The organism is Pseudoalteromonas sp. CO109Y (assembly GCF_004208935.1).
Taxonomy (GTDB): domain Bacteria; phylum Pseudomonadota; class Gammaproteobacteria; order Enterobacterales; family Alteromonadaceae; genus Pseudoalteromonas; species Pseudoalteromonas shioyasakiensis.
In genome coordinates this window covers 1-18420 of the sequence record NZ_SGPD01000028.1, presented here as the reverse complement: position 1 = coordinate 18420, position 18420 = coordinate 1, and the positions used below count along the sequence as shown (strand labels likewise).

Sequence of the window (18420 nt, the reverse complement as noted above, 5' to 3'; positions counted from 1 at the left end):
TTCCTTGCTAAAGCCATCGTCCACTCCTTGAACTGATAATTTGAAATGCATTAGCTGTAACTAAAGTGTAGACAAAAACTTTTGTACTGCAAGAGCACTTAAATTTAGTGACTGTCCATTTAAATTTATTCCTTTTGAATACAGCTAAGGCCTAGGCTTAAAGTGACTGTCCACGTAAAGAGTTAAACACTTTGTTACGGAAAAAAGCTGTTCAAATATCGTTAAAACCATATACTTGAAACAACAAGAAAAAAGATGAGGTTTTCTCGTGCAGTTCACTCAAGGTATGGAATACTTCTTTTCTGGCTTTAAATTAATTAGCCAAAAGGGGTTGAAACGTTTTGTACTTATTCCTTTATTAATCAATATCCTGCTTTTTGGTAGTTCGCTGTTCTTTTTATATGGCTGGCTTACCGATGGCTTCGCTTACATGAACTCGTTATTACCCGAATGGCTTAGCTGGCTCGAATGGCTAATGTGGCCGATTGCCGTACTGGTAATTCTATTTAGTTACAGCATGCTCTTTACGGTAATCACTAATTTTATAGCAGCCCCATTCAACGGCCTACTCAGTGAAAAAGTTGAGCTTTACTTAACTGGGCAAAAAATTAATGACGACAGCCTTTTCGATACGATGAAAGATGTGCCACGTATGCTCGGCCGAGAATGGACAAAACTGTGCTATTACCTACCGCGCGCCATAGGCTTTTTTATTTTATTATGGATTTTACCTGTGATCGGGCAAGTTTTATGGGTGTTATTCACCTGTTGGATGTATGCGGTGCAATACGAAGACTACGCATTCGATAACCATAAAATTAGCTTTTATGAAATGAAAGACGACTTAAAGCAAAAGCAAACACTTTCTTATGGTTTTGGATTAGCGGTAATGATTTTAACAGCTATCCCATTCGTAAACCTAATTGTTATGCCCGTTGCTGTTTGCGGTGGCACACGATTATGGGTCGATAATTACCGTAGTAAATACCGTTAAAATTTAGGTTTTCAGATACCTAATAAAAAGGCCAATAGGGTGAGCTATTGGCCTTTTTAATTTCAAATTAAGGTTAACTATAGAGGCTTTGGGGCACCTTAGTTACATTTAAATGTACGGTGACTTCTTCACGGTCATGATATAAATGCTTAGCTTGTAGTTCGTAACTTACACCATACTTTTCAAGCTCTTCTTTAATCATTTTTAAACACTCGTAAACGCTATCAAAACGTTTTTTCATCGGTAGTTTAAGATTAAAAATAAGCTCTTTTGCGTAAGCGTTCACCGCCCAATCTATCATAAGATTGGTTACTTTAGCCGGCTTTTCTACCATGTCACACACTAACCATTGAATATTGCGCTTTTCTGGGCGGTATTTAAAACCATCTACTCTAAAGTGCTTAACCTGACCAGTTTCCATCAAGTCATCATTCATAGGGCCATTATCGATTGCGCTTACAAACATGCCACGGCGCACCAGCTGATAAGTCCAACCACCAGGGCAAGCACCTAAATCAACCCCTCGCATGCCAGGTTGCATACGCTCTTCAGCTTCATGAGGTGGAATAAATACGTTAAAGGCTTCATCAAGTTTCAATGTTGAGCGGCTCGGCGCATCATTAGGCATACGTAAACGCGGAATGCCCATAAAGAATGGCGAATTATTAAATGTGTATGAGTAGCCAACATAAGCACTGTCGTTGGCTAAAAATAACACATGCATAACTGGTTTTTTCTCGGCAAGCTCGCGTGTTACCTTCGAGCGCTTTTCAAGTGACTTTTTCAGTGGCGTCGAAATTTTCTTGCAGAACTTACTAAGCTCTTTACCTTCGTTAGTGTCTGGCGTTTCTACGCGTAGGTCACCACATTCAGGAAACTCAGCGGCAGCATCAACAATAGCACTAACGCGGTCTTCAAGTGGCATGTTATCGACTAAAGTGCCAGTGAACCATTGGCGCGCAAATACCATATTCTTGAAATCTACTTTTTTGATGATTTCTTCACCGTGGCTTGCATCAAAACATTCGTAAACAACAATACCCGTATTTGGTTTTGTTTTTACGTAACCTGCAAAGCCTTGTTCAGCAGCCTGAAAAGTAATTTCAGCAGCGGCATCATTTTCAAAACCACTGCGACAATAAATAACTACACTCGACATAGATAACCCTTAAAACTTATATCGTGCTGCTTGAACTAACAAAATAGCCCAACCAATAATAAAACAAACACCGCCAATTGGGGTGATAGGCCCAAGCCACTTCATGCCCGTTAGTGCGAGTAAATACAAACTACCGCTGAATAACACGGTACCTGCGATAAAAAATCCACCAGCCCAGCTTAAGTTCATGCCCCACTTAATTAAGATAGCAATTGCTATCAATGCAAGGCCATGCACCATTTGGTATTCAGCAGCGGTTTTAAAAATTCCAATCGCATACTCAGAAACGCGGCTTTTTAAACCATGAGCAGCAAATGCGCCAAGCATTACCGAAAGCATGCAAAATAAGCTACCAATCATTAAATATAGTTTGATCATTTCGCATCTCCAGCGACTAAATTCATAATAAACTGCGCTGCATAATCTGCAGCTTGCTGTAAGTTTTCTTGTTCTGTAATGCCACTTTTTTTACGAGGTTTTAATGAGTGGTCACCATCTTTGAGAAATTTAATCTCTGGCGGATTAACCATTTCAAGCTCAGCGAGTTCTTGCTGATTCCCAAACGTATCACGCTCACCTTGCAGGACTAAAAAAGGGCATGGCATATCAACAAAATGGTCTATGCGAAGTTTTTCGGGTTTACCCGGTGGGTGAAATGGATACCCAAAAGCAACCACGCCAGCAATTTGAGCTTGCTCCTGCTCGGTACAGAGCATAGAAGCCATACGCCCCCCCATAGATTTACCCCCAATAAATAGCGGTAATTCTGGCTGGCGCTCGGCTAAAACTTCACTAAAGTAGGCTAGTAACTTAGGAGCACGCTCGGGTGGCCTACGCTTGCCTGTTTCTTTTGCAATTTGCATATACTGAAAATCAAACAAGGCTACATCAATTCCATGCTGACTAATCAAGTTAGCCATTGTTTGCATAAACTCAGAATCACTGCCTGCCCCTGCTCCATGGGCAAATATAAACTGTGCACGCGCCTTGCCCGTTGCACTTTTAAACCACTGTAACATGTTAATACTCTTGTTCTTGTTCAACTAAGCTCAGCATCCAGTCTTTGAAGGAGACTATTTTGCCAAGCTCTGTTTGCGATTCGCGGATCACTAAATAGTAAGCATTTTTACTTTCTAATGAGTGACTAAATGGAATGACGAGTCTGCCCGCATCAATATCGGGTTTTGCTAATACGCTATTTCCAATTGCAACACCCTGACCATGCACCGCGGCTTGCAATACCATCGATGAGTGACTAAAAATCGGCCCTTGGTTAACTTGTACATTACGTACACCTGCCGTTTTCATCCAGGTTTTCCAATTTTTACGTGTGGTATCATGCAATAAGGTATGATTTGCTAAATCACTGGGTTGATTAAGCGGCTTAGGGCCCGTTAACAACAATGGGCTACATAACGGCACTAGGTATTCAGTGTGCAGCTTATATGTCTGCACCCCGCTCCAGTGACCACGGCCGTAGTAGATAGCAATATCAACATCGTCAGAAAGTGAATTTTCATCCTGATCTTGCGCCTTAATTCGCACGTCGATTTCTGGATGTAATTCATTAAATAAACTAAGTCTGGGTACTAACCATTGAATCGCAAAGCTTGGCGTTAAACTTACCGTTAATGACCCTTTCGCACCGCGGGCAAGTAGTTTTTCTGTGGCATCGATCAGCTGGGTAAAAATTTCTTTTATATCTAAAAAATAGCCTTGGCCTTCTTCGGTTAACAGCAAAGAACGATTCTTACGTAAAAACAGCTTTAAACCTAAATGATCTTCAAGGGTTTTAATTTGGTGGCTCACCGCAGCCTGCGTTACATATAGCTCTTCTGCTGCTTTGGTAAAGCTCAAATGGCGGGCAGCGGCTTCGAATGCTTTTAATGCATTTAAAGGAGGTAAACGACGAGACATAAACACCAAACTTAGAATTAGTTTTTCTTATGCGTCGATTATAGCGATACAAATAAAAAAAGGCGACCATGGTCGCCTTTTTCATACTTAAATACTTATAAATCGCTTGCGCTGGTATCGAGTGGTGCAAAGCTCTTAACTAAGTCATCAACCGCTTTCATTTGCGATAAATAACCTTCTAGCTTGCTTAGTGCTAATGCACATGGACCATCACATTTTGCTTCATTCGGATTAGGGTGCGCTTCAATGAATAGACCCGCAATACCTAATGCCATGCCACTGCGAGCAAGTTCTGCAGCTTGCGCACGGCGACCATCTGCAGAGTCAGCTCGGCCACCTGGGCGTTGTAATGCGTGCGTTGCATCAAAGATAACCGGTGCCATAGGCTTCATGTCATCCATACCAAGCATATCAACCACTAGGTTGTTATAACCAAAGCTCGTACCACGCTCACACAGTGCAACATTGTTGTTGCCCGCTTCATTAAACTTTTTAATGATATGACGCATTTCGTGTGGTGCTAAAAACTGTGGCTTTTTCACATTGATAATAGCGCCAGTTTTTGCCATGGCTACAACTAAGTCAGTTTGACGAGCAAGAAATGCCGGTAATTGAATTACATCAACCACTTCAGCTACAGGAGCAGCTTGATGCGGCTCATGTACGTCGGTGATAAGTGGCACATTAAAAGTAGATTTAATTTCTTCAAAGATTTTTAAACCTTCTTCCATGCCCGGGCCACGGTATGAGTTAATTGAAGAGCGGTTTGCTTTATCAAAAGATGCTTTAAAAACGTATGGAATGTTTAGCTTTGATGTTACTTCTACGTAATGCTCCGCAATACGCATCGCTAAATCACGTGATTCAAGTACATTCATGCCGCCAAACAATACAAATGGTTTGTCGTTGGCTAGTTCAATCTCGTTAATTTTAATTAACTGGTTGTTCATTTCTATTCCTTAAGGTGCAACAGCTTGTAGCATTAATCCACAAATATAAGCCATATAGGTACCAACACCATAGCCCAAAACAGCCAGTAATACACCTACTGGCGCAAGAGACGGATGGAAAGCTGATGCAACGACAGGTGCTGATGCTGCGCCGCCTACATTTGCTTGAGAGCCTACTGCCATATAAAACAGCGGTGCTTTAATTAGTTTCGCCACAATAAGCATTAAGCTTGCATGGGTAATCATCCAAATCACACCCAGTACAAAGTACATTGGCGAGTCAAAAATCGCGGTAATATTCATGTGTAAGCCAATTGAAGCAACAAGAATATATAAAAAGCTTGATGCTACTTTTGACGCGCCAAAAGCTTCAATATGGCGAACTTTAGTAAACGATAAACTAATACCAATTGTGGTAGAGATAACGATTAGCCAGAAAAATTTACTGTTTAAACTGTACTCTTGTGCCCATGGGAAGTTAGCCCCAAAAAACGGACCTAGAAAGTCAGCACAAAAATGCGCAAGGCCTGTAATACCAAAGGCAATTGCGATAATCGTCATGTAATCATTTAGAGTTGGCATGCGCGCATGCTCAGCATGATACTTTTCTACGCGCTCTTTTAAATCTTCAATTGCACGCGTATCTGCGCCTGTTTTAGCATCAATCGCCTTGTGGTTTGCTGCCATTAATAACAGTACAGCCATCCATAAGTTAGCTACTATCACATCAACAGTCACCATTGCAGAGAAGATATCGCCGCCTACTTCAAACATTTCTTTCATTGAAGCTTGGTTTGCGCCGCCACCAATCCAGCTACCGGCAATGGTCGTCATACCACGCCAAACAGCATCAGGGCCATGACCACCCACAGCCTCTGGATAAACAGCACTCATAACTAAGATAGCCAGTGGGCCACCGATAACAATACCCATGGTGCCTGTTAAAAACATGATTAATGCTTTTGGCCCAAGGTTTAAGATCGCTTTTAAATCAATACTAATGGTAAGCAATATTAAGCAAGCTGGCAGTAAATAGCGCGACGCCACAAAATATACATTTGAAGAATGACCATCAACAATCCCAAAGGTATTGAGTAGTGATGGTAAAAAGTAGCAAAGCAATAATGCCGGTACATATTTATAAAATTTTTGGCAGGCAGCATTATTACTGTGTGAGGTCTTAAAAATAAACCCCAAAATAACGGCAAGCAAACCAAGTACGACTGCGTCATTGGTAATTAGCGCACTGTGGGCGTCAGTCATAAATGTTCCTTTAAATTAGTGGTGTGTATTATTGTTGTCTTCTATTTCAGCAATTTGATGCTGAATAACTTCGATAGCAGGATCATCTGGGCACTCATTAACAAAGTACTGCAAGTCATCACGTGCCATTTTTGGGCAATCTAGCTGGTTAAGTAAATAGCCGCGGTCACGACGCTCATACGGGTCATCACCAAGTAATTCCATCAGCATTTCAACACAATGCAACGCATGGCCAAATTTACTTTCGCTGATAAACGACCATTTTTGTTGAGCTAGATAGAGCTTGTAAAGTTCTTCTTCAAAAATCAGTTCAAGCGGTTCTTGCTCATCGCCATTTTCTTCACAGGCATTCTCTGGTGTTATATACCAGCTCTGCTGACCTGTACTTGGCTCAATTAAATAACCTTCTTCATCACTCATCCCAACATGAACATGCACGTCTCCCTGACTAAGCGTGACTGTGGAGTCTAGTTCAGCATGCTGTAATAAATGACAAAGTAAAATTGCCAGCGTGGTTTGTGTGCCACTGCGCATGGTAATGGTGTAGCTAAAACTATTTAACGTATACTCAGGCACTTTTAAGCTTGATGAGCTAAACAGCCATTGCTGATAAAAGGTATCAAGTAACTTATCGAGACGCTCATGTGGCTCTTTTAATTCAGCGCAAAGAGCTGTTACCGTATTTTCAAGCTCATTAAGGGTGTCATAACAGGCTGTTAAATCAGCTTGTTGATCCCACTTTAATTCGGCGTCGATACAACGATAAAGCACTTTAGAAGAAAATGCGTCAAAGGCCTCATCTTGATAGGATTCATTTTGATCTTCAAACCAAGGGGTGGTCATTTATACTGCTACATCTCTTTCAAAAACGAACAGCTAGTTTACCTACTTTTGCCCTAAGTTACCAATACTGAGCGATGAGATATAAAAAAGCGGTACAACAGCCAATGCCATCAAATACCGCCTAGAGATTTGTTATAAAAGAAGTGCTGTTTTTGCAGACGCTAAATAGCCAATTGCTAATAAAATAAGCGTGGTTATAGCAAGTAATACAACCTTCGCGCCTTGTGCACTTTGCTTAGCTGCAACAATGCCCAGCGCAATATAAGCAACCACTAAGATTATCTTTTCTAATAACCAAGATTGTTCAAGTGGGTTAAAACCTGCCATTACAATCAATGCCACGGCAGAAACAAGTAATAATGTGTCGATACTGTGGCTGCCAATAAACACTACTTTATTTTTTGCCAGAGCGCCCGTCTTTAAGCGTGAAAAAGAACGAACGTAAAATAAGATAATACTCAACACGGCAAATAACATGTGAGTATGTTTTACTGCTAAATAATCCATATGCCCCTAATTTTATTTTAATTAATCTGGATAACGTACAAGTACGTCTTCAATTTCTTTAACACGCTGATTAAACACTTCGATTAGCTTAGGATCAAATTGTTTACCCTGTTGCGCATTAATTTCTTTAACTACATCGTCAAGTGACCACGGCTCTTTATAACAGCGCTTATGGCGCAGTGCATCAAACACATCAGCTAAGGCGACAATTCGACCTGCAATTGGAATGTCATCACCTTTTAGACCTTTCGGATAGCCTGAACCATCCCAACGCTCATGGTGCGATAACGCAATAATCGCCCCTGTATTAACAATGTCACGATTTGAGTCTTTTAAAATTAAATGACCTTTTTCAGCATGCTGTTGCATGATGGCCCACTCTTCGTCGGTTAGAGGCCCAGGCTTATTTAAGATAGCATCAGGAATACCCACTTTACCCACATCATGCAATGGTGCTGCTAAGCGAATAAGCTCTGCTTCGCGTTTTGATAGACCATAGCCCATGGCAAGTTCATAACAAATGTGCGACACACGTTTTACATGGTTACCTGTTTCTGTTGAACGTTGCTCTAAAGCTTCACTGAGCCTAAATACTAACTCTTGCTGTGTTGCTTCAATTTCAGATTGTAGCTGCACATTTTCATACGCCAGCTGTACATTTTGCGAGAAAATTTCAATCAAATGGCGCTGAGTGTCGGTTAAATGTTTCGGGATACCGGATATAAATAGCATCGAGTTGTGATTACATTCACTACAACAATAAGCAAATAAATAGTTTTCACGGTAGACGATGGTTTTTTCACTCAAGGCTTGCTGACAGGCTTGTAACTGCTCCTCATCAAGCACTTCTTCAATCGCCTTGCCTTCACTGCGTTCAAACTCACCTCGCCCTGAAAACACGACTAGCTTCTTTTGGTTATCTTGCGGGTTACTGGCAACTAAACTTGTTGCATACATAGCTTGATCAACAGTACCTAGCAATGAGGTAAGTTGCTGCATCACCCCTTCAATAAAGCTTTCAAGAGAATGAGTCGAAAAAATATCTCGCGATGCTTTAATAATTTTTTCGAGGCCTTGGCGAGATTGCTCAATCGATAAAATGTCACGGTAAGAACGTAAGCTCGACATCACCACAGTGAATAGTTTTTGTGCTGTTAGTTCAGTCTTTGATTTGTAGTCATTGATATCGTAATTAACGATAACTTGGCGCTCTGGCGCTTGCCCAGGCTGGCCTGTACGAAGAATGATACGAATGTGATTATTTTTAGCGGTTTCGCGAATAAACTTAGCGACTTTGAGGCCTGCATCGTCGGTTTCCATAACCACATCGAGTAGTACGATAGCAGCATCTGGATGCTGTTGAATTACCTGCTTGGCTTCTTCACCCGAATAGGCGCTGATAAACTCTAAACGTTTATCTTGAAATTCAAAGTCACTCAACGCAAGCTTTGTTACGGCATGTACTTCTGGCTCGTCATCTACGACGATGACTTTCCAACTACCCTGAACCACCTCATTTACCTCATCAAGTGCTTCATCCGAAAACAAAAAATCATCCATTCTATGGGATCCTCAAAGGCTATGTACGCACAGTGCACTTCATTGTTATTTAGGCCATTGTGCTAACGTTACACGGTCATTACCGCCAAGATCTTTAATTGTAAGTATATGGCTATACGACATTTGTGCAAAAAATTCTTGTACCTTCACACTTTGTTTGTAGCCATGTTCAATTAAAAGATAGCCATTTGTTGCTAAATAGTCACGTGCGATAGTAATAATTTGTTTAATATCAGCCATACCGTCGTCATCTGCAACTAATGCAGAGAGCGGTTCAAAGCGAACATCACCTTGGCTTAAATGCTCATCATCATGTTCAATATACGGAGGATTGCTAACAATTAGGTCAAACTTTTGTGTACTTACTGCACTAAACCAATTGCTCAACGCAAAAGTAGCGTTGTTAATATTGAGTCGTTGTTTGTTCTCTTGGGCAAGCTCAACTGCATCAGCCACTCTATCAACCCCTGTCACCTGCCAATTAGGCATTTCACTAGCTAATGCCAAGGCAATTGCCCCTGTGCCAGTGCCTAAATCAAGCACGTTTGCAGCAGTAGGAAGCTCAAGGCCTAAAGCATATTCAACTAATGTTTCGGTATCAGGTCTTGGGATCAGAGTTGTTGGATTAACCTTTAAAGGAAGACTCCAAAATTCACGGAAACCAACAATGTGAGCAACTGGTTCACCATTTAAACGGCGCTGACATGCTTGTTCAAAATCAAGTTGTTGCTGTTCGGTAAGTTGTTTTTCGGGCCAGGTAAATAAATAACTACGAGGTTTATCAAGAATGGACAATAACAGGACTTGTGCGTCTAACTTAGCACTGTCGCTGCTAGGCGTTAACAACGCCGTTGCAGCAACAATTGCTTGTTCAATGCTTTGTGGCACGATTATTCATCGCCCATCGCAGCAAGTAAGTCAGCTTGGTGTTCTTGCATTAGAGGTTCGATAACACTTCCTAAATCACCGGCAACCACTTCATTCAAACGATAAAGTGTTAAGTTAATACGGTGATCGGTAATACGACCTTGCGGGTAGTTATAAGTACGAATACGCTCAGAGCGGTCACCACTACCTACTAAGTTACGACGTTCTGACGCTTCAGCCGCTTGACGTTTTTCATCTTCAGCTTGCTGTAAACGTGCACCTAGTACAGACATCGCTTTGGCACGGTTTTTATGCTGTGAACGCTCATCCTGACACTCTACAACCACACCTGTTGGAATGTGTGTAATACGGATTGCTGAGTCAGTTTTATTTACGTGCTGACCACCGGCACCCGATGCACGGAAGGTATCGACTTTAATATCTGCAGGGTTAATCTCAATTGCTTCCGCTTCAGGAATTTCTGCCATAACTGCTACAGTACAAGCTGAGGTATGAACACGGCCTTGCGACTCAGTCTCTGGTACACGTTGTACGCGGTGCGCACCTGATTCAAACTTAAGCTGACCATACACGCCTTCGCCGGAGATATGCGCAATGACTTCTTTATAACCGCCGTGCTCACCTTCGTTAGTACTTACTACTTCTACTTTCCACTTTTTAGTTTCAGCGTAGCGGCTGTACATACGGAATAAATCACCTGCGAAAATAGCAGCTTCATCACCACCGGTACCGGCACGAACCTCTAAATAAACGTTATTATTGTCTTTAGGGTCTTTTGGTAACATTAGAATTTGGATTTCATCTTCTAATGCAATAATTTGTGCTTTTGCTTCTTTGTATTCTTCTTGCGCCATTTCACGCATATCAGGATCAGAGTCTTTTAACATTTCTTCTGCTGTAGCAACATCATCTTGCGCTTGTTGGTAAGCTAAAAATGCTTTTACGATTTCTTCTAATTCTGAGTATTCTTTAGATAAGGCACGAAAGCGATTTTGGTCGCTGATCACAGAGGGGTCGCTTAGTAGCGCTTGCACTTCCTCATAACGCTCAACTAAGGTTTCTAATTTTCTATAAACAGACTCTTTCATTTAACGACTATTCCTGATCAATACCTAACATTTTCTTTAATTGGCTTAACTCCGCTGCTTCACCTTTTTTAGCAGCATCTTGAATGGCACGGGTAGGTGCGTGCATCAAGCGGTTGGTCAGTTTGTTTGCCAACTCGAGTATTACTTTTTCTGCCTCTTTACCTGCTTGTAGCTGGCCAAGAGCTTTTTCGACAAGTTCTGACTTTATATCTTGTACATCGTTGCGATAATGGCGAATAAGATCCACCGAATCGAGTGAACGCAACCACATAGCAAATTCATCGGTACGTGAGCGAATAATAGCTTGCGCTTGCTCCGCAGCCTGCTCACGGGCGGCGATATTCTCGCTTACTATGGCTTGTAAGTCATCAACTGAATACAAATAGGCAGCATCTAATTCGCCTACTTGGCTTTCGATATCACGCGGTACCGCAATATCGATAAATAACATTGGTTTGTGGCGGCGCTTTTTCAACGCCTGCTCTACCACCCCTTTACCAATAATAGGCAAGGTACTAGCGGTTGAACTAATAACAATATCGGCGTCGTGTAAACGCTCAGGTAACTGGGCAAGCGCAATCACATCCGCGTTTACCTCACTGGCTAACGTTTTAGCGCGTTCAATAGTACGGTTTGCCACCGTGATTTTTTGCGGATCGTTTTGGTATAAGTGCTTAGCAACTAATTCAATCGTCTCACCTGCACCAATTAGCAGTACATTGGTTTTATCTAGTTTGCCGTAAATATGTTTCGCAAGATTAACCGCAGCATAAGCAACCGATACGGCGCTAGCACCGATGTCAGTTTCGGTACGAACTTGTTTTGCCACAGAAAATGTTTTTTGAAACAAGCGGTCAAAGGTTACACCAATGGCATCGTGAGTTTTTGCATTATGGTAGGCTTGTTTTATTTGCCCTAAAATTTGCGGCTCGCCAAGTACTAACGAATCTAGACCACAAGACACCCGCATTAAGTGATTAATTGCTTCGTGATCTTCATGGTAATAGATATTGTTGCTCAGTTCTTGTTCATCCAAACCATGGAAACTGGCTAACCAGCGCAACAAGGTTTGGGAATTACGCTCGGCAAGGCTACAATAGATTTCAGTTCGGTTGCAGGTCGAAACAATAACCGCTTCATTAAAATGCGCATGACCACTTAATTGCTGTAACGCCTCAGACATTTGCTCAGGCGAAAACGCGACTTTTTCGCGTAATTCTACGGATGCGGTTTTGTGATTTATACCAAGTGCTACGATGGTCATATGTACCAAATATTGCTAAGCCCAGCTGTAAAGGCATTAATTTTACCAAAAATCAGCGGAATATGGAAAGTAAGGAACGACATTTGATTAAACAATATTTGATTTTATTCATGTTTTTTTTATTTATCGGCGGTTGTGCGCAAAAAATTTCAACAGTTGATTACATTTATCCTGACTGGAAAAGCCGATTAGAACAACAAGCTCAATGGCAAGTGCAAGGCAAAATGGCATTTATTAGTACAGAGCAGCGCCAGTCAGCCAATTTAAATTGGCAACATGATGAGCAATACAGTGACATGGTACTTACCAGTTTTATTGGTACCCGCATTTTGTCTTTAAAACAAAATGCACAAGGTGCTGAACTTGAGTATGACGACAATGTTTATACCGACCGTGATGCCTCAATGTTGTTATATCGTTTAACCGGTTTTTCAATCCCATTGGATAATGCCGCAAAATGGCTAAAAGGCACCGTCGAAAACGACCAAGCCAGCTATGATGAGCAAGGCCGTTTAAAAAGTCTTATCTGGCAAGCAAACAATGGCCAACAGTGGCAAATAACCTATTCAGACTACATCAAACAAGATGGTTATTGGCTTCCTGTTAAGCTAAGCCTTAAAAACAATAAAATTCGTATTAAAATTCAACTTAATGATTGGCAGTTAAATTAATCATGACACACGCTTCAACCGCCCCGCTAACTTTAATAGCACCTGCAAAACTTAATTTATTCCTTCATATAAATGGTCGCCGTGAAGATGGCTACCATGAACTCGAAACCTTATTTACCTTTTTAGAGTTTGGTGATGACTTAACTTTTACGGTTAGTAACGAGCCAGATATTTCTGTAACTGGTGATACAAACGGTATTGAGCTTGCAGATAACCTTATATATAAAGCAGCCCGTTTATTACAACAACACTGTAATTGCCAACAAGGCGCTTCAATAAAGCTATTAAAACGTTTGCCAATGGGCGGTGGTGTAGGCGGCGGCTCATCTGATGCCGCCACTACCCTACTTGCTCTTAATAAACTATGGGGCTGTGATTTATCACTTACAGAATTAGCAGAGCTTGGGGTGAAATTAGGCGCTGATGTACCAGTGTTTATAAATGGTCACACTGCCATTGCGCATGGGATTGGCGAGCAACTAGAAAATATTGAATTACCGCAAAGTTGGTTCTGTGTGGTGCATCCAGGGCAGCATGTGAGCACCGCAAAAATTTTTACCCACCCAGATTTAAAGCGCGACACACCTAAGCTAAAAGCAGACTGGCAAACAGAAAATTTAGGCAATGATTGTGAGGCTTTAGTTAAAAAGCTCTGCCCCGAGGTTGAAAAAGCCCTGCAGTGGTTGCTAAAATACGCCCCGTCAAAGATGACTGGTACAGGCGCTTGCTGCTTTGCTGAGTTTTCAACCGAGGCACAAGCACAACAAGTTTTAGCTCAATTACCAGAAAAATGGACAGGTTTTGTTGCAAGTAGTGCTACACTTTCTCCTGCTCATACAGCATTAAATGCTCACTTTGAAATGAAGTAACGTACAAGTAAATGTTAACCTGCTTTGGTGCCTACCATAGCCTGTTAGTCCCAAAATTCAGTGCCTGAGGAACCCTACCGTGCCTGACATGAAGCTCTTCGCTGGTAACGCAACACCTGAGCTAGCTCAAAAAGTTGCAAAACGTTTGTATATTGAATTAGGCGATGCTGTTGTTGGCCGTTTTAGTGACGGTGAGATCAGTGTTCAAATTAATGAAAATGTTCGTGGCTCTGACGTTTTCATTGTCCAATCAACCTGTAACCCTACTAACGATAACTTAATGGAGCTTATCGTTATGGTTGATGCCCTACGTCGTGCGTCTGCTGGACGTATTACTGCCGTTATCCCTTACTTTGGTTATTCACGTCAAGACCGCCGCGTGCGTTCTGCTCGTGTACCAATTACAGCTAAAGTAGTTGCAGATTTCCTTTCAAGTGTTGGTGTTGACCGCGTTCTAACGGTTGATTTACACGCTGAACAAATCCAAGGTTTCTTCGACGTACCAGTTGATAACGTATTTGGTAGCCCAGTTCTACTTGAAGATATGAAAGAACGCGACTTCGATGACGTTGTTGTTGTTTCTCCTGATATCGGTGGTGTTGTTCGTGCTCGTGCAATCGCTAAGCTATTAAACGACACAGACCTTGCAATTATCGACAAGCGTCGTCCACAAGCAAACGTTTCACAAGTAATGCACATTATTGGTGACGTTGAAGGTCGTGACTGTATCATCGTTGATGACATGATCGATACCGGTGGCACTTTATGTAAAGCAGCAGCAGCGCTTAAAGAACACGGTGCAAAACGCGTATTTGCTTACGCTACTCACCCAGTACTTTCAGGTAATGCAGCTGAGAACATTCGTAACTCAGTCATTGACGAAGTTATCGTAACTGACTCAATCACACTATCTGATGAGCTTAAAGCAATTGATAAAATCAAAGTGCTTACACTTGCAGATATGCTTGCTGAAACAATCCGTCGTATCAGCAACGAAGAATCTATTTCAGCGATGTTTGAACACTAATCAACATTACTGCAATACTAAAAAAAGCACCGCTTAGGTGCTTTTTTTGTAGTCGTTATTTATTTTCCCTGAAAGGGGTGGTATGATAGCGCGCCTTTTGGCTGGGGACCTTGGTCGCAAAGGCCCTAAGACTATTAATTATTGGAGACATTATGTCAACTTACACATACAATGCAGAATTACGTACAGAAACAGGTACTGGTGCGAGCCGCCGCCTACGCCGTGAAGATAAAGTTCCTGCAATCCTTTACGGTGCTGACAAAGAAGCTGCATCAATCGTTCTTGCACACAAAGATATGATCAAAGCGCAAGAAGACGAAGGTTTCTACACGCACATCCTTACTTTAAACATCGGTGGCGAGTCAGTTGAAGCTATCCTTAAAGATATTCAACGTCACCCGTACAAGCCTAAGATCACTCACTTAGACTTCCAACGTGTAGATGCTACTCACAAACTTCACACTAAAGTGCCTGTACACTTCATCGGTGAAGAGAAAGTAACTAAAGCTGGTAACACTGTTGTTCACCAATTAACTGAAATCGAAATCACGTGTCTTCCTAAAGCACTTCCTGAGTTCGTTGAAGTTAACGTTTCAGATTTAGTAGCTGGTGATTCAATCCACCTTTCTGACCTTAAACTTCCTTCAGGTGTTGCATCTGTTGAGCTAACTAAAGGCGCTGATCACGATCAGTCAGTTGTTACTGTTAAAGCTAACAAAGCAGCTCCAGCTGAAGAAGAAGCTTCAGAAGACGCTGCAGAATAATTTTTAAGGTGTAAACACCTTGAATTCTATTCAAATGCTTGTGGGCCTGGCTAATCCAGGCCCCGAATACGCAAACACACGCCATAATGCAGGTGCTTGGTTCATCGAAGAACTGGCTGCACGTTATAACTGCACACTCAAACATGATCCTAAATATCACGGCCTCACCGGCAAAGTGATTATTCAAGGCCAAGAATTTAAATTACTGATCCCTACAACTTATATGAATTTAAGTGGTAAGGCGGTGAGTAGTCTCGCTAATTTCTTTAAAATCCCTGTTGAGAACATTCTCGTTGCTCATGACGAAATGGACTTAGATCCTGGGGTTGCAAAACTTAAAAAAGGTGGCGGCCACGGCGGTCACAATGGTTTAAAAGATATTATTGCGAAAATGGCAAACCAAAAAGATTTCATGCGCCTTCGCATTGGCATTGGTCATCCAGGTCACCGAGAAATGGTAACAGGCTGGGTGCTAGGTAAAGCCGCGAAAGACGATCAAGAAAAAATGGACGCCGCCGTTGACGAAGCAGTTCGTTGTATGGAAATACTTGCAAAAGATGGTGTGTTAAAAGCACAAAACAGACTACATTCATTTAAACCTTAATACGTTTTAATGAAATTACACAAGGTATCTTACTATGGGTTTTAAATGTGGCATCGTTGGTTTGCCAAACGTTGGTAAATCAACTCTATTTAATGCACTAACTAAAGCGGGTATTGAAGCCGCTAACTTCCCTTTCTGTACCATTGAGCCTAACACGGGTGTGGTACCGGTTCCTGATGCGCGCTTGAATGATTTAGCCGCTATCGTAAATCCTCAGCGTATTTTACCAACGACGATGGAATTCGTTGATATTGCCGGTCTAGTAAAAGGCGCATCGAAAGGTGAAGGTTTAGGTAACCAATTCCTAGCAAACATTCGTGAAACAGATGCGATTGGTCACGTTGTTCGTTGTTTTGAAGACGAAAACATTGTTCACGTTGCTGGCACAATTGACCCTGCTGATGATATCGATGTAATTAACACTGAATTAGTACTTGCTGATATGGACAGTGCTGATAAAGCAATTGTTCGTAATGCTAAAAAAGCAAAAGGCGGCGACAAAGACGCTAAAGAGCAAAATGCTGTTTTAGAAAAAGTAAAAGTACACTTAGATGAAGGTTTAACGTTACGTTCTTTAGAACTAACAAAAGAAGAAAAAGCAGCGATTAAGCCGCTTAACTTCTTAACAATCAAACCTACCATGTATATTGCTAACGTGGCAGAAGATGGGTTTGAAAATAACCCTTACCTAGACAAAGTACGTGAAATTGCCGCTGCAGAAGATGCGGTTGTTATTCCAGTATGTGCAGCGATTGAATCTGAGTTATCTGAACTTGAAGAAGAAGATAAACTAGAATTTATGGCTGACCTAGGTTTAGAAGAACCAGGTCTTAACTTAGTGATCCGTGGTGGTTACGAGTTACTTAAATTACAAACTTACTTCACTGCTGGCGTTAAAGAAGTACGTGCATGGACAATCCCAGTAGGTGCTACTGCACCACAAGCTGCTGGTAAAATCCACACTGACTTTGAGCGTGGCTTTATTCGTGCACAAACTATCGCATTTGACGACTACATTGCGTTTAAAGGCGAAAGCGGTGCTAAAGAAGCGGGTAAGATGCGTCAAGAAGGTAAAGAATACATCGTTAAAGACGGCGATGTGATGAACTTCTTATTTAACGTATAAGCATATTTGCTCATTCGATTATTAAAGGCTCGTTATTACGAGCCTTTTTTATTGCCTAAATATTACTAACCCTTCCCTAAATCATCAAAGCATGGTGGTTAATACTTCTGCAGCCTTACCTCTGCTTGTTCTTTTTAGTTATGTACGGTGTTATTTATGCTTAACAGTGAATCGTCGTCGAAAGCAAATGAGTGATAACAACAGTTAATTAGAGGGGATTTCAAAGCTCGCTAGCAATTTTGTGACCTATTGACTGCTCGATTAGCAAATTGTGGGGATTTTAAAAGTAAAAATAAGCCCCCTTAGTGACAAAATAGCCTATATAAATTCATTCGCTTTCACTTTTTTATGTTTAAATCACCTAAAAGATCACGCTAACTAATTTTGAAACTTGATTTTTGTATGAAAATCAAGCAACTTTAAATGTACGTTTTAAAACTCTTACTATGCGTTTGGGAATTAAACCCATAAATTGCAGTCAAAAAAACAGCAATTTAAATGAAATTTCGCCACTTAGCTTAATTTTAATGCAAACAAACACTGATAAGCATTTTTTTGCAAAAAAGGTGTTGACGGATTTAGGTCATATCAGCATAATACGCCCCGCACTCAGCGATGAAGTGCTAACAAAAAAGATGGCTAAGTAGCTCAGTTGGTTAGAGCACATCACTCATAATGATGGGGTCACAGGTTCAAATCCCGTCTTAGCCACCATTCTTTTTGTTGCTCAATGAAGAGTTTAAAATAACTACCAGTACTTTAAGTACGAATGATGCGGGAGTGGCGGAATTGGCCGATGTCTTGATTAAGACGCTGGATTTAGGTTCCCTTACTACGAACGCAAAAGGTATGCGGGAGTGGCGGAATTGGTAGACGCGCTGGATTTAGGTTCCAGTAACTTCGGTTGTGAGAGTTCAAGTCTCTCC

At 41.4% G+C, this 18420-nt stretch carries 19 protein-coding genes and 1 tRNA gene; 8 read left to right on the top strand and 12 right to left on the bottom strand.

Annotation, left to right across the window (positions count from 1 at the left end):
- Positions 1-268 precede the first annotated feature (268 nt).
- Positions 269-994, top strand: coding sequence for a sulfate transporter CysZ (gene cysZ, locus EXT43_RS11850; RefSeq protein WP_130167053.1), 726 nt, complete (start codon positions 269-271; stop codon positions 992-994).
- A gap of 73 nt (positions 995-1067) precedes the next feature.
- On the opposite strand, the gene rlmM is transcribed toward cysZ, so the two are convergent.
- The 12 genes from rlmM to hemA all read right to left on the bottom strand — a co-directional run bounded on the left by rlmM (position 1068) and on the right by hemA (position 12433).
- Positions 1068-2153: a 23S rRNA (cytidine(2498)-2'-O)-methyltransferase RlmM gene (rlmM, locus tag EXT43_RS11845; protein ID WP_130167052.1), complete on the bottom strand. Its 1086-nt coding sequence runs from the start codon at positions 2151-2153 to the stop codon at positions 1068-1070.
- A gap of 9 nt (positions 2154-2162) precedes the next feature.
- A complete protein-coding gene (locus tag EXT43_RS11840) occupies positions 2163-2531 on the bottom strand; it encodes a DUF423 domain-containing protein (RefSeq protein ID WP_054551639.1) in 369 nt (122 codons plus the stop codon).
- Positions 2528-3172, bottom strand: coding sequence for an alpha/beta family hydrolase (locus EXT43_RS11835; protein ID WP_130167051.1), 645 nt, complete (start codon positions 3170-3172; stop codon positions 2528-2530). Before EXT43_RS11835 ends, EXT43_RS11840 begins: the two co-directional genes overlap by 4 nt.
- A gap of 1 nt (position 3173) precedes the next feature.
- Positions 3174-4070 (bottom strand): transcriptional regulator GcvA, encoded by an 897-nt coding sequence (locus EXT43_RS11830; RefSeq protein WP_130167050.1) that lies wholly within the window; start codon positions 4068-4070, stop codon positions 3174-3176.
- Positions 4071-4165: 95 nt separating this feature from the next.
- Positions 4166-5020, bottom strand: a complete 855-nt coding sequence (gene kdsA / locus EXT43_RS11825; RefSeq protein WP_054561809.1) for a 3-deoxy-8-phosphooctulonate synthase — start codon at positions 5018-5020, stop codon at positions 4166-4168.
- Between the two features lie 9 nt (positions 5021-5029).
- A complete protein-coding gene (locus EXT43_RS11820) occupies positions 5030-6283 on the bottom strand; it encodes a DUF819 family protein (protein ID WP_063528688.1) in 1254 nt (417 codons plus the stop codon).
- Positions 6284-6298: 15 nt separating this feature from the next.
- Positions 6299-7126: a tetratricopeptide repeat protein gene (locus EXT43_RS11815; RefSeq protein ID WP_130167049.1), complete on the bottom strand. Its 828-nt coding sequence runs from the start codon at positions 7124-7126 to the stop codon at positions 6299-6301.
- A 132-nt stretch (positions 7127-7258) separates the two neighbouring features.
- Positions 7259-7633 carry a SirB2 family protein gene (locus EXT43_RS11810; RefSeq protein WP_062566202.1) on the bottom strand — a complete coding sequence of 125 codons (375 nt, stop codon included), beginning with the start codon at positions 7631-7633 and terminating at the stop codon, positions 7259-7261.
- Between the two features lie 21 nt (positions 7634-7654).
- The gene (locus EXT43_RS11805; RefSeq protein WP_063528691.1) at positions 7655-9193 is read right to left on the bottom strand and encodes a response regulator; all 1539 of its coding nucleotides are present in this window, start codon (positions 9191-9193) and stop codon (positions 7655-7657) included.
- Between the two features lie 45 nt (positions 9194-9238).
- Positions 9239-10081, bottom strand: coding sequence for a peptide chain release factor N(5)-glutamine methyltransferase (prmC, locus tag EXT43_RS11800; protein ID WP_130167048.1), 843 nt, complete (start codon positions 10079-10081; stop codon positions 9239-9241).
- Positions 10082-10083: 2 nt separating this feature from the next.
- Entirely contained in the window at positions 10084-11169 is a 1086-nt protein-coding gene (gene prfA, locus EXT43_RS11795; protein WP_054551648.1) for a peptide chain release factor 1, read from the bottom strand.
- 7 nt (positions 11170-11176) lie between these two features.
- Positions 11177-12433 (bottom strand): glutamyl-tRNA reductase, encoded by a 1257-nt coding sequence (hemA, locus tag EXT43_RS11790; RefSeq protein ID WP_054561815.1) that lies wholly within the window; start codon positions 12431-12433, stop codon positions 11177-11179.
- Positions 12434-12516: 83 nt separating this feature from the next.
- Here hemA and lolB point away from each other — a divergent pair, with 83 nt between their 5' ends.
- The 7 genes from lolB to EXT43_RS11755 all read left to right on the top strand — a co-directional run bounded on the left by lolB (position 12517) and on the right by EXT43_RS11755 (position 18208).
- Positions 12517-13104, top strand: a complete 588-nt coding sequence (lolB, locus tag EXT43_RS11785) for a lipoprotein insertase outer membrane protein LolB (RefSeq protein WP_130167047.1) — start codon at positions 12517-12519, stop codon at positions 13102-13104.
- Between the two features lie 2 nt (positions 13105-13106).
- A complete protein-coding gene (gene ispE / locus EXT43_RS11780) occupies positions 13107-13973 on the top strand; it encodes a 4-(cytidine 5'-diphospho)-2-C-methyl-D-erythritol kinase (RefSeq protein ID WP_063528694.1) in 867 nt (288 codons plus the stop codon).
- A gap of 79 nt (positions 13974-14052) precedes the next feature.
- Positions 14053-15000: a ribose-phosphate pyrophosphokinase gene (locus EXT43_RS11775; RefSeq protein WP_054551652.1), complete on the top strand. Its 948-nt coding sequence runs from the start codon at positions 14053-14055 to the stop codon at positions 14998-15000.
- A 152-nt stretch (positions 15001-15152) separates the two neighbouring features.
- Positions 15153-15764: a 50S ribosomal protein L25/general stress protein Ctc gene (locus EXT43_RS11770; protein WP_130167046.1), complete on the top strand. Its 612-nt coding sequence runs from the start codon at positions 15153-15155 to the stop codon at positions 15762-15764.
- A 19-nt stretch (positions 15765-15783) separates the two neighbouring features.
- A complete protein-coding gene (gene pth / locus EXT43_RS11765; RefSeq protein WP_130167045.1) occupies positions 15784-16368 on the top strand; it encodes an aminoacyl-tRNA hydrolase in 585 nt (194 codons plus the stop codon).
- Positions 16369-16402: 34 nt separating this feature from the next.
- Positions 16403-17494 carry a redox-regulated ATPase YchF gene (gene ychF, locus EXT43_RS11760; RefSeq protein WP_054551655.1) on the top strand — a complete coding sequence of 364 codons (1092 nt, stop codon included), beginning with the start codon at positions 16403-16405 and terminating at the stop codon, positions 17492-17494.
- A gap of 637 nt (positions 17495-18131) precedes the next feature.
- Positions 18132-18208 (top strand) — tRNA-Met (locus tag EXT43_RS11755).
- Positions 18209-18420 lie beyond the last annotated feature (212 nt).

Bases quoted from the DNA above. Each gene is read 5' to 3' on its own strand.
- kdsA (WP_054561809.1), bottom strand. From the start codon at position 5,020: ATGAACAACCAGTTAATTAAAATTAACGAGATTGAACTAGCCAACGAC.
- EXT43_RS11820 (WP_063528688.1), bottom strand. From the start codon at position 6,283: ATGACTGACGCCCACAGTGCGCTAATTACCAATGACGCAGTCGTACTT.
- hemA (WP_054561815.1), bottom strand. From the start codon at position 12,433: ATGACCATCGTAGCACTTGGTATAAATCACAAAACCGCATCCGTAGAA.
- prfA (WP_054551648.1), bottom strand. From the start codon at position 11,169: ATGAAAGAGTCTGTTTATAGAAAATTAGAAACCTTAGTTGAGCGTTAT.
- EXT43_RS11830 (WP_130167050.1), bottom strand. From the start codon at position 4,070: ATGTCTCGTCGTTTACCTCCTTTAAATGCATTAAAAGCATTCGAAGCC.
- EXT43_RS11815 (WP_130167049.1), bottom strand. From the start codon at position 7,126: ATGACCACCCCTTGGTTTGAAGATCAAAATGAATCCTATCAAGATGAG.
- EXT43_RS11840 (WP_054551639.1), bottom strand. From the start codon at position 2,531: ATGATCAAACTATATTTAATGATTGGTAGCTTATTTTGCATGCTTTCG.
- EXT43_RS11770 (WP_130167046.1), top strand. From the start codon at position 15,153: ATGTCAACTTACACATACAATGCAGAATTACGTACAGAAACAGGTACT.
- rlmM (WP_130167052.1), bottom strand. From the start codon at position 2,153: ATGTCGAGTGTAGTTATTTATTGTCGCAGTGGTTTTGAAAATGATGCC.
- ychF (WP_054551655.1), top strand. From the start codon at position 16,403: ATGGGTTTTAAATGTGGCATCGTTGGTTTGCCAAACGTTGGTAAATCA.
- EXT43_RS11835 (WP_130167051.1), bottom strand. From the start codon at position 3,172: ATGTTACAGTGGTTTAAAAGTGCAACGGGCAAGGCGCGTGCACAGTTT.
- EXT43_RS11805 (WP_063528691.1), bottom strand. From the start codon at position 9,193: ATGGATGATTTTTTGTTTTCGGATGAAGCACTTGATGAGGTAAATGAG.
- ispE (WP_063528694.1), top strand. From the start codon at position 13,107: ATGACACACGCTTCAACCGCCCCGCTAACTTTAATAGCACCTGCAAAA.
- EXT43_RS11810 (WP_062566202.1), bottom strand. From the start codon at position 7,633: ATGGATTATTTAGCAGTAAAACATACTCACATGTTATTTGCCGTGTTG.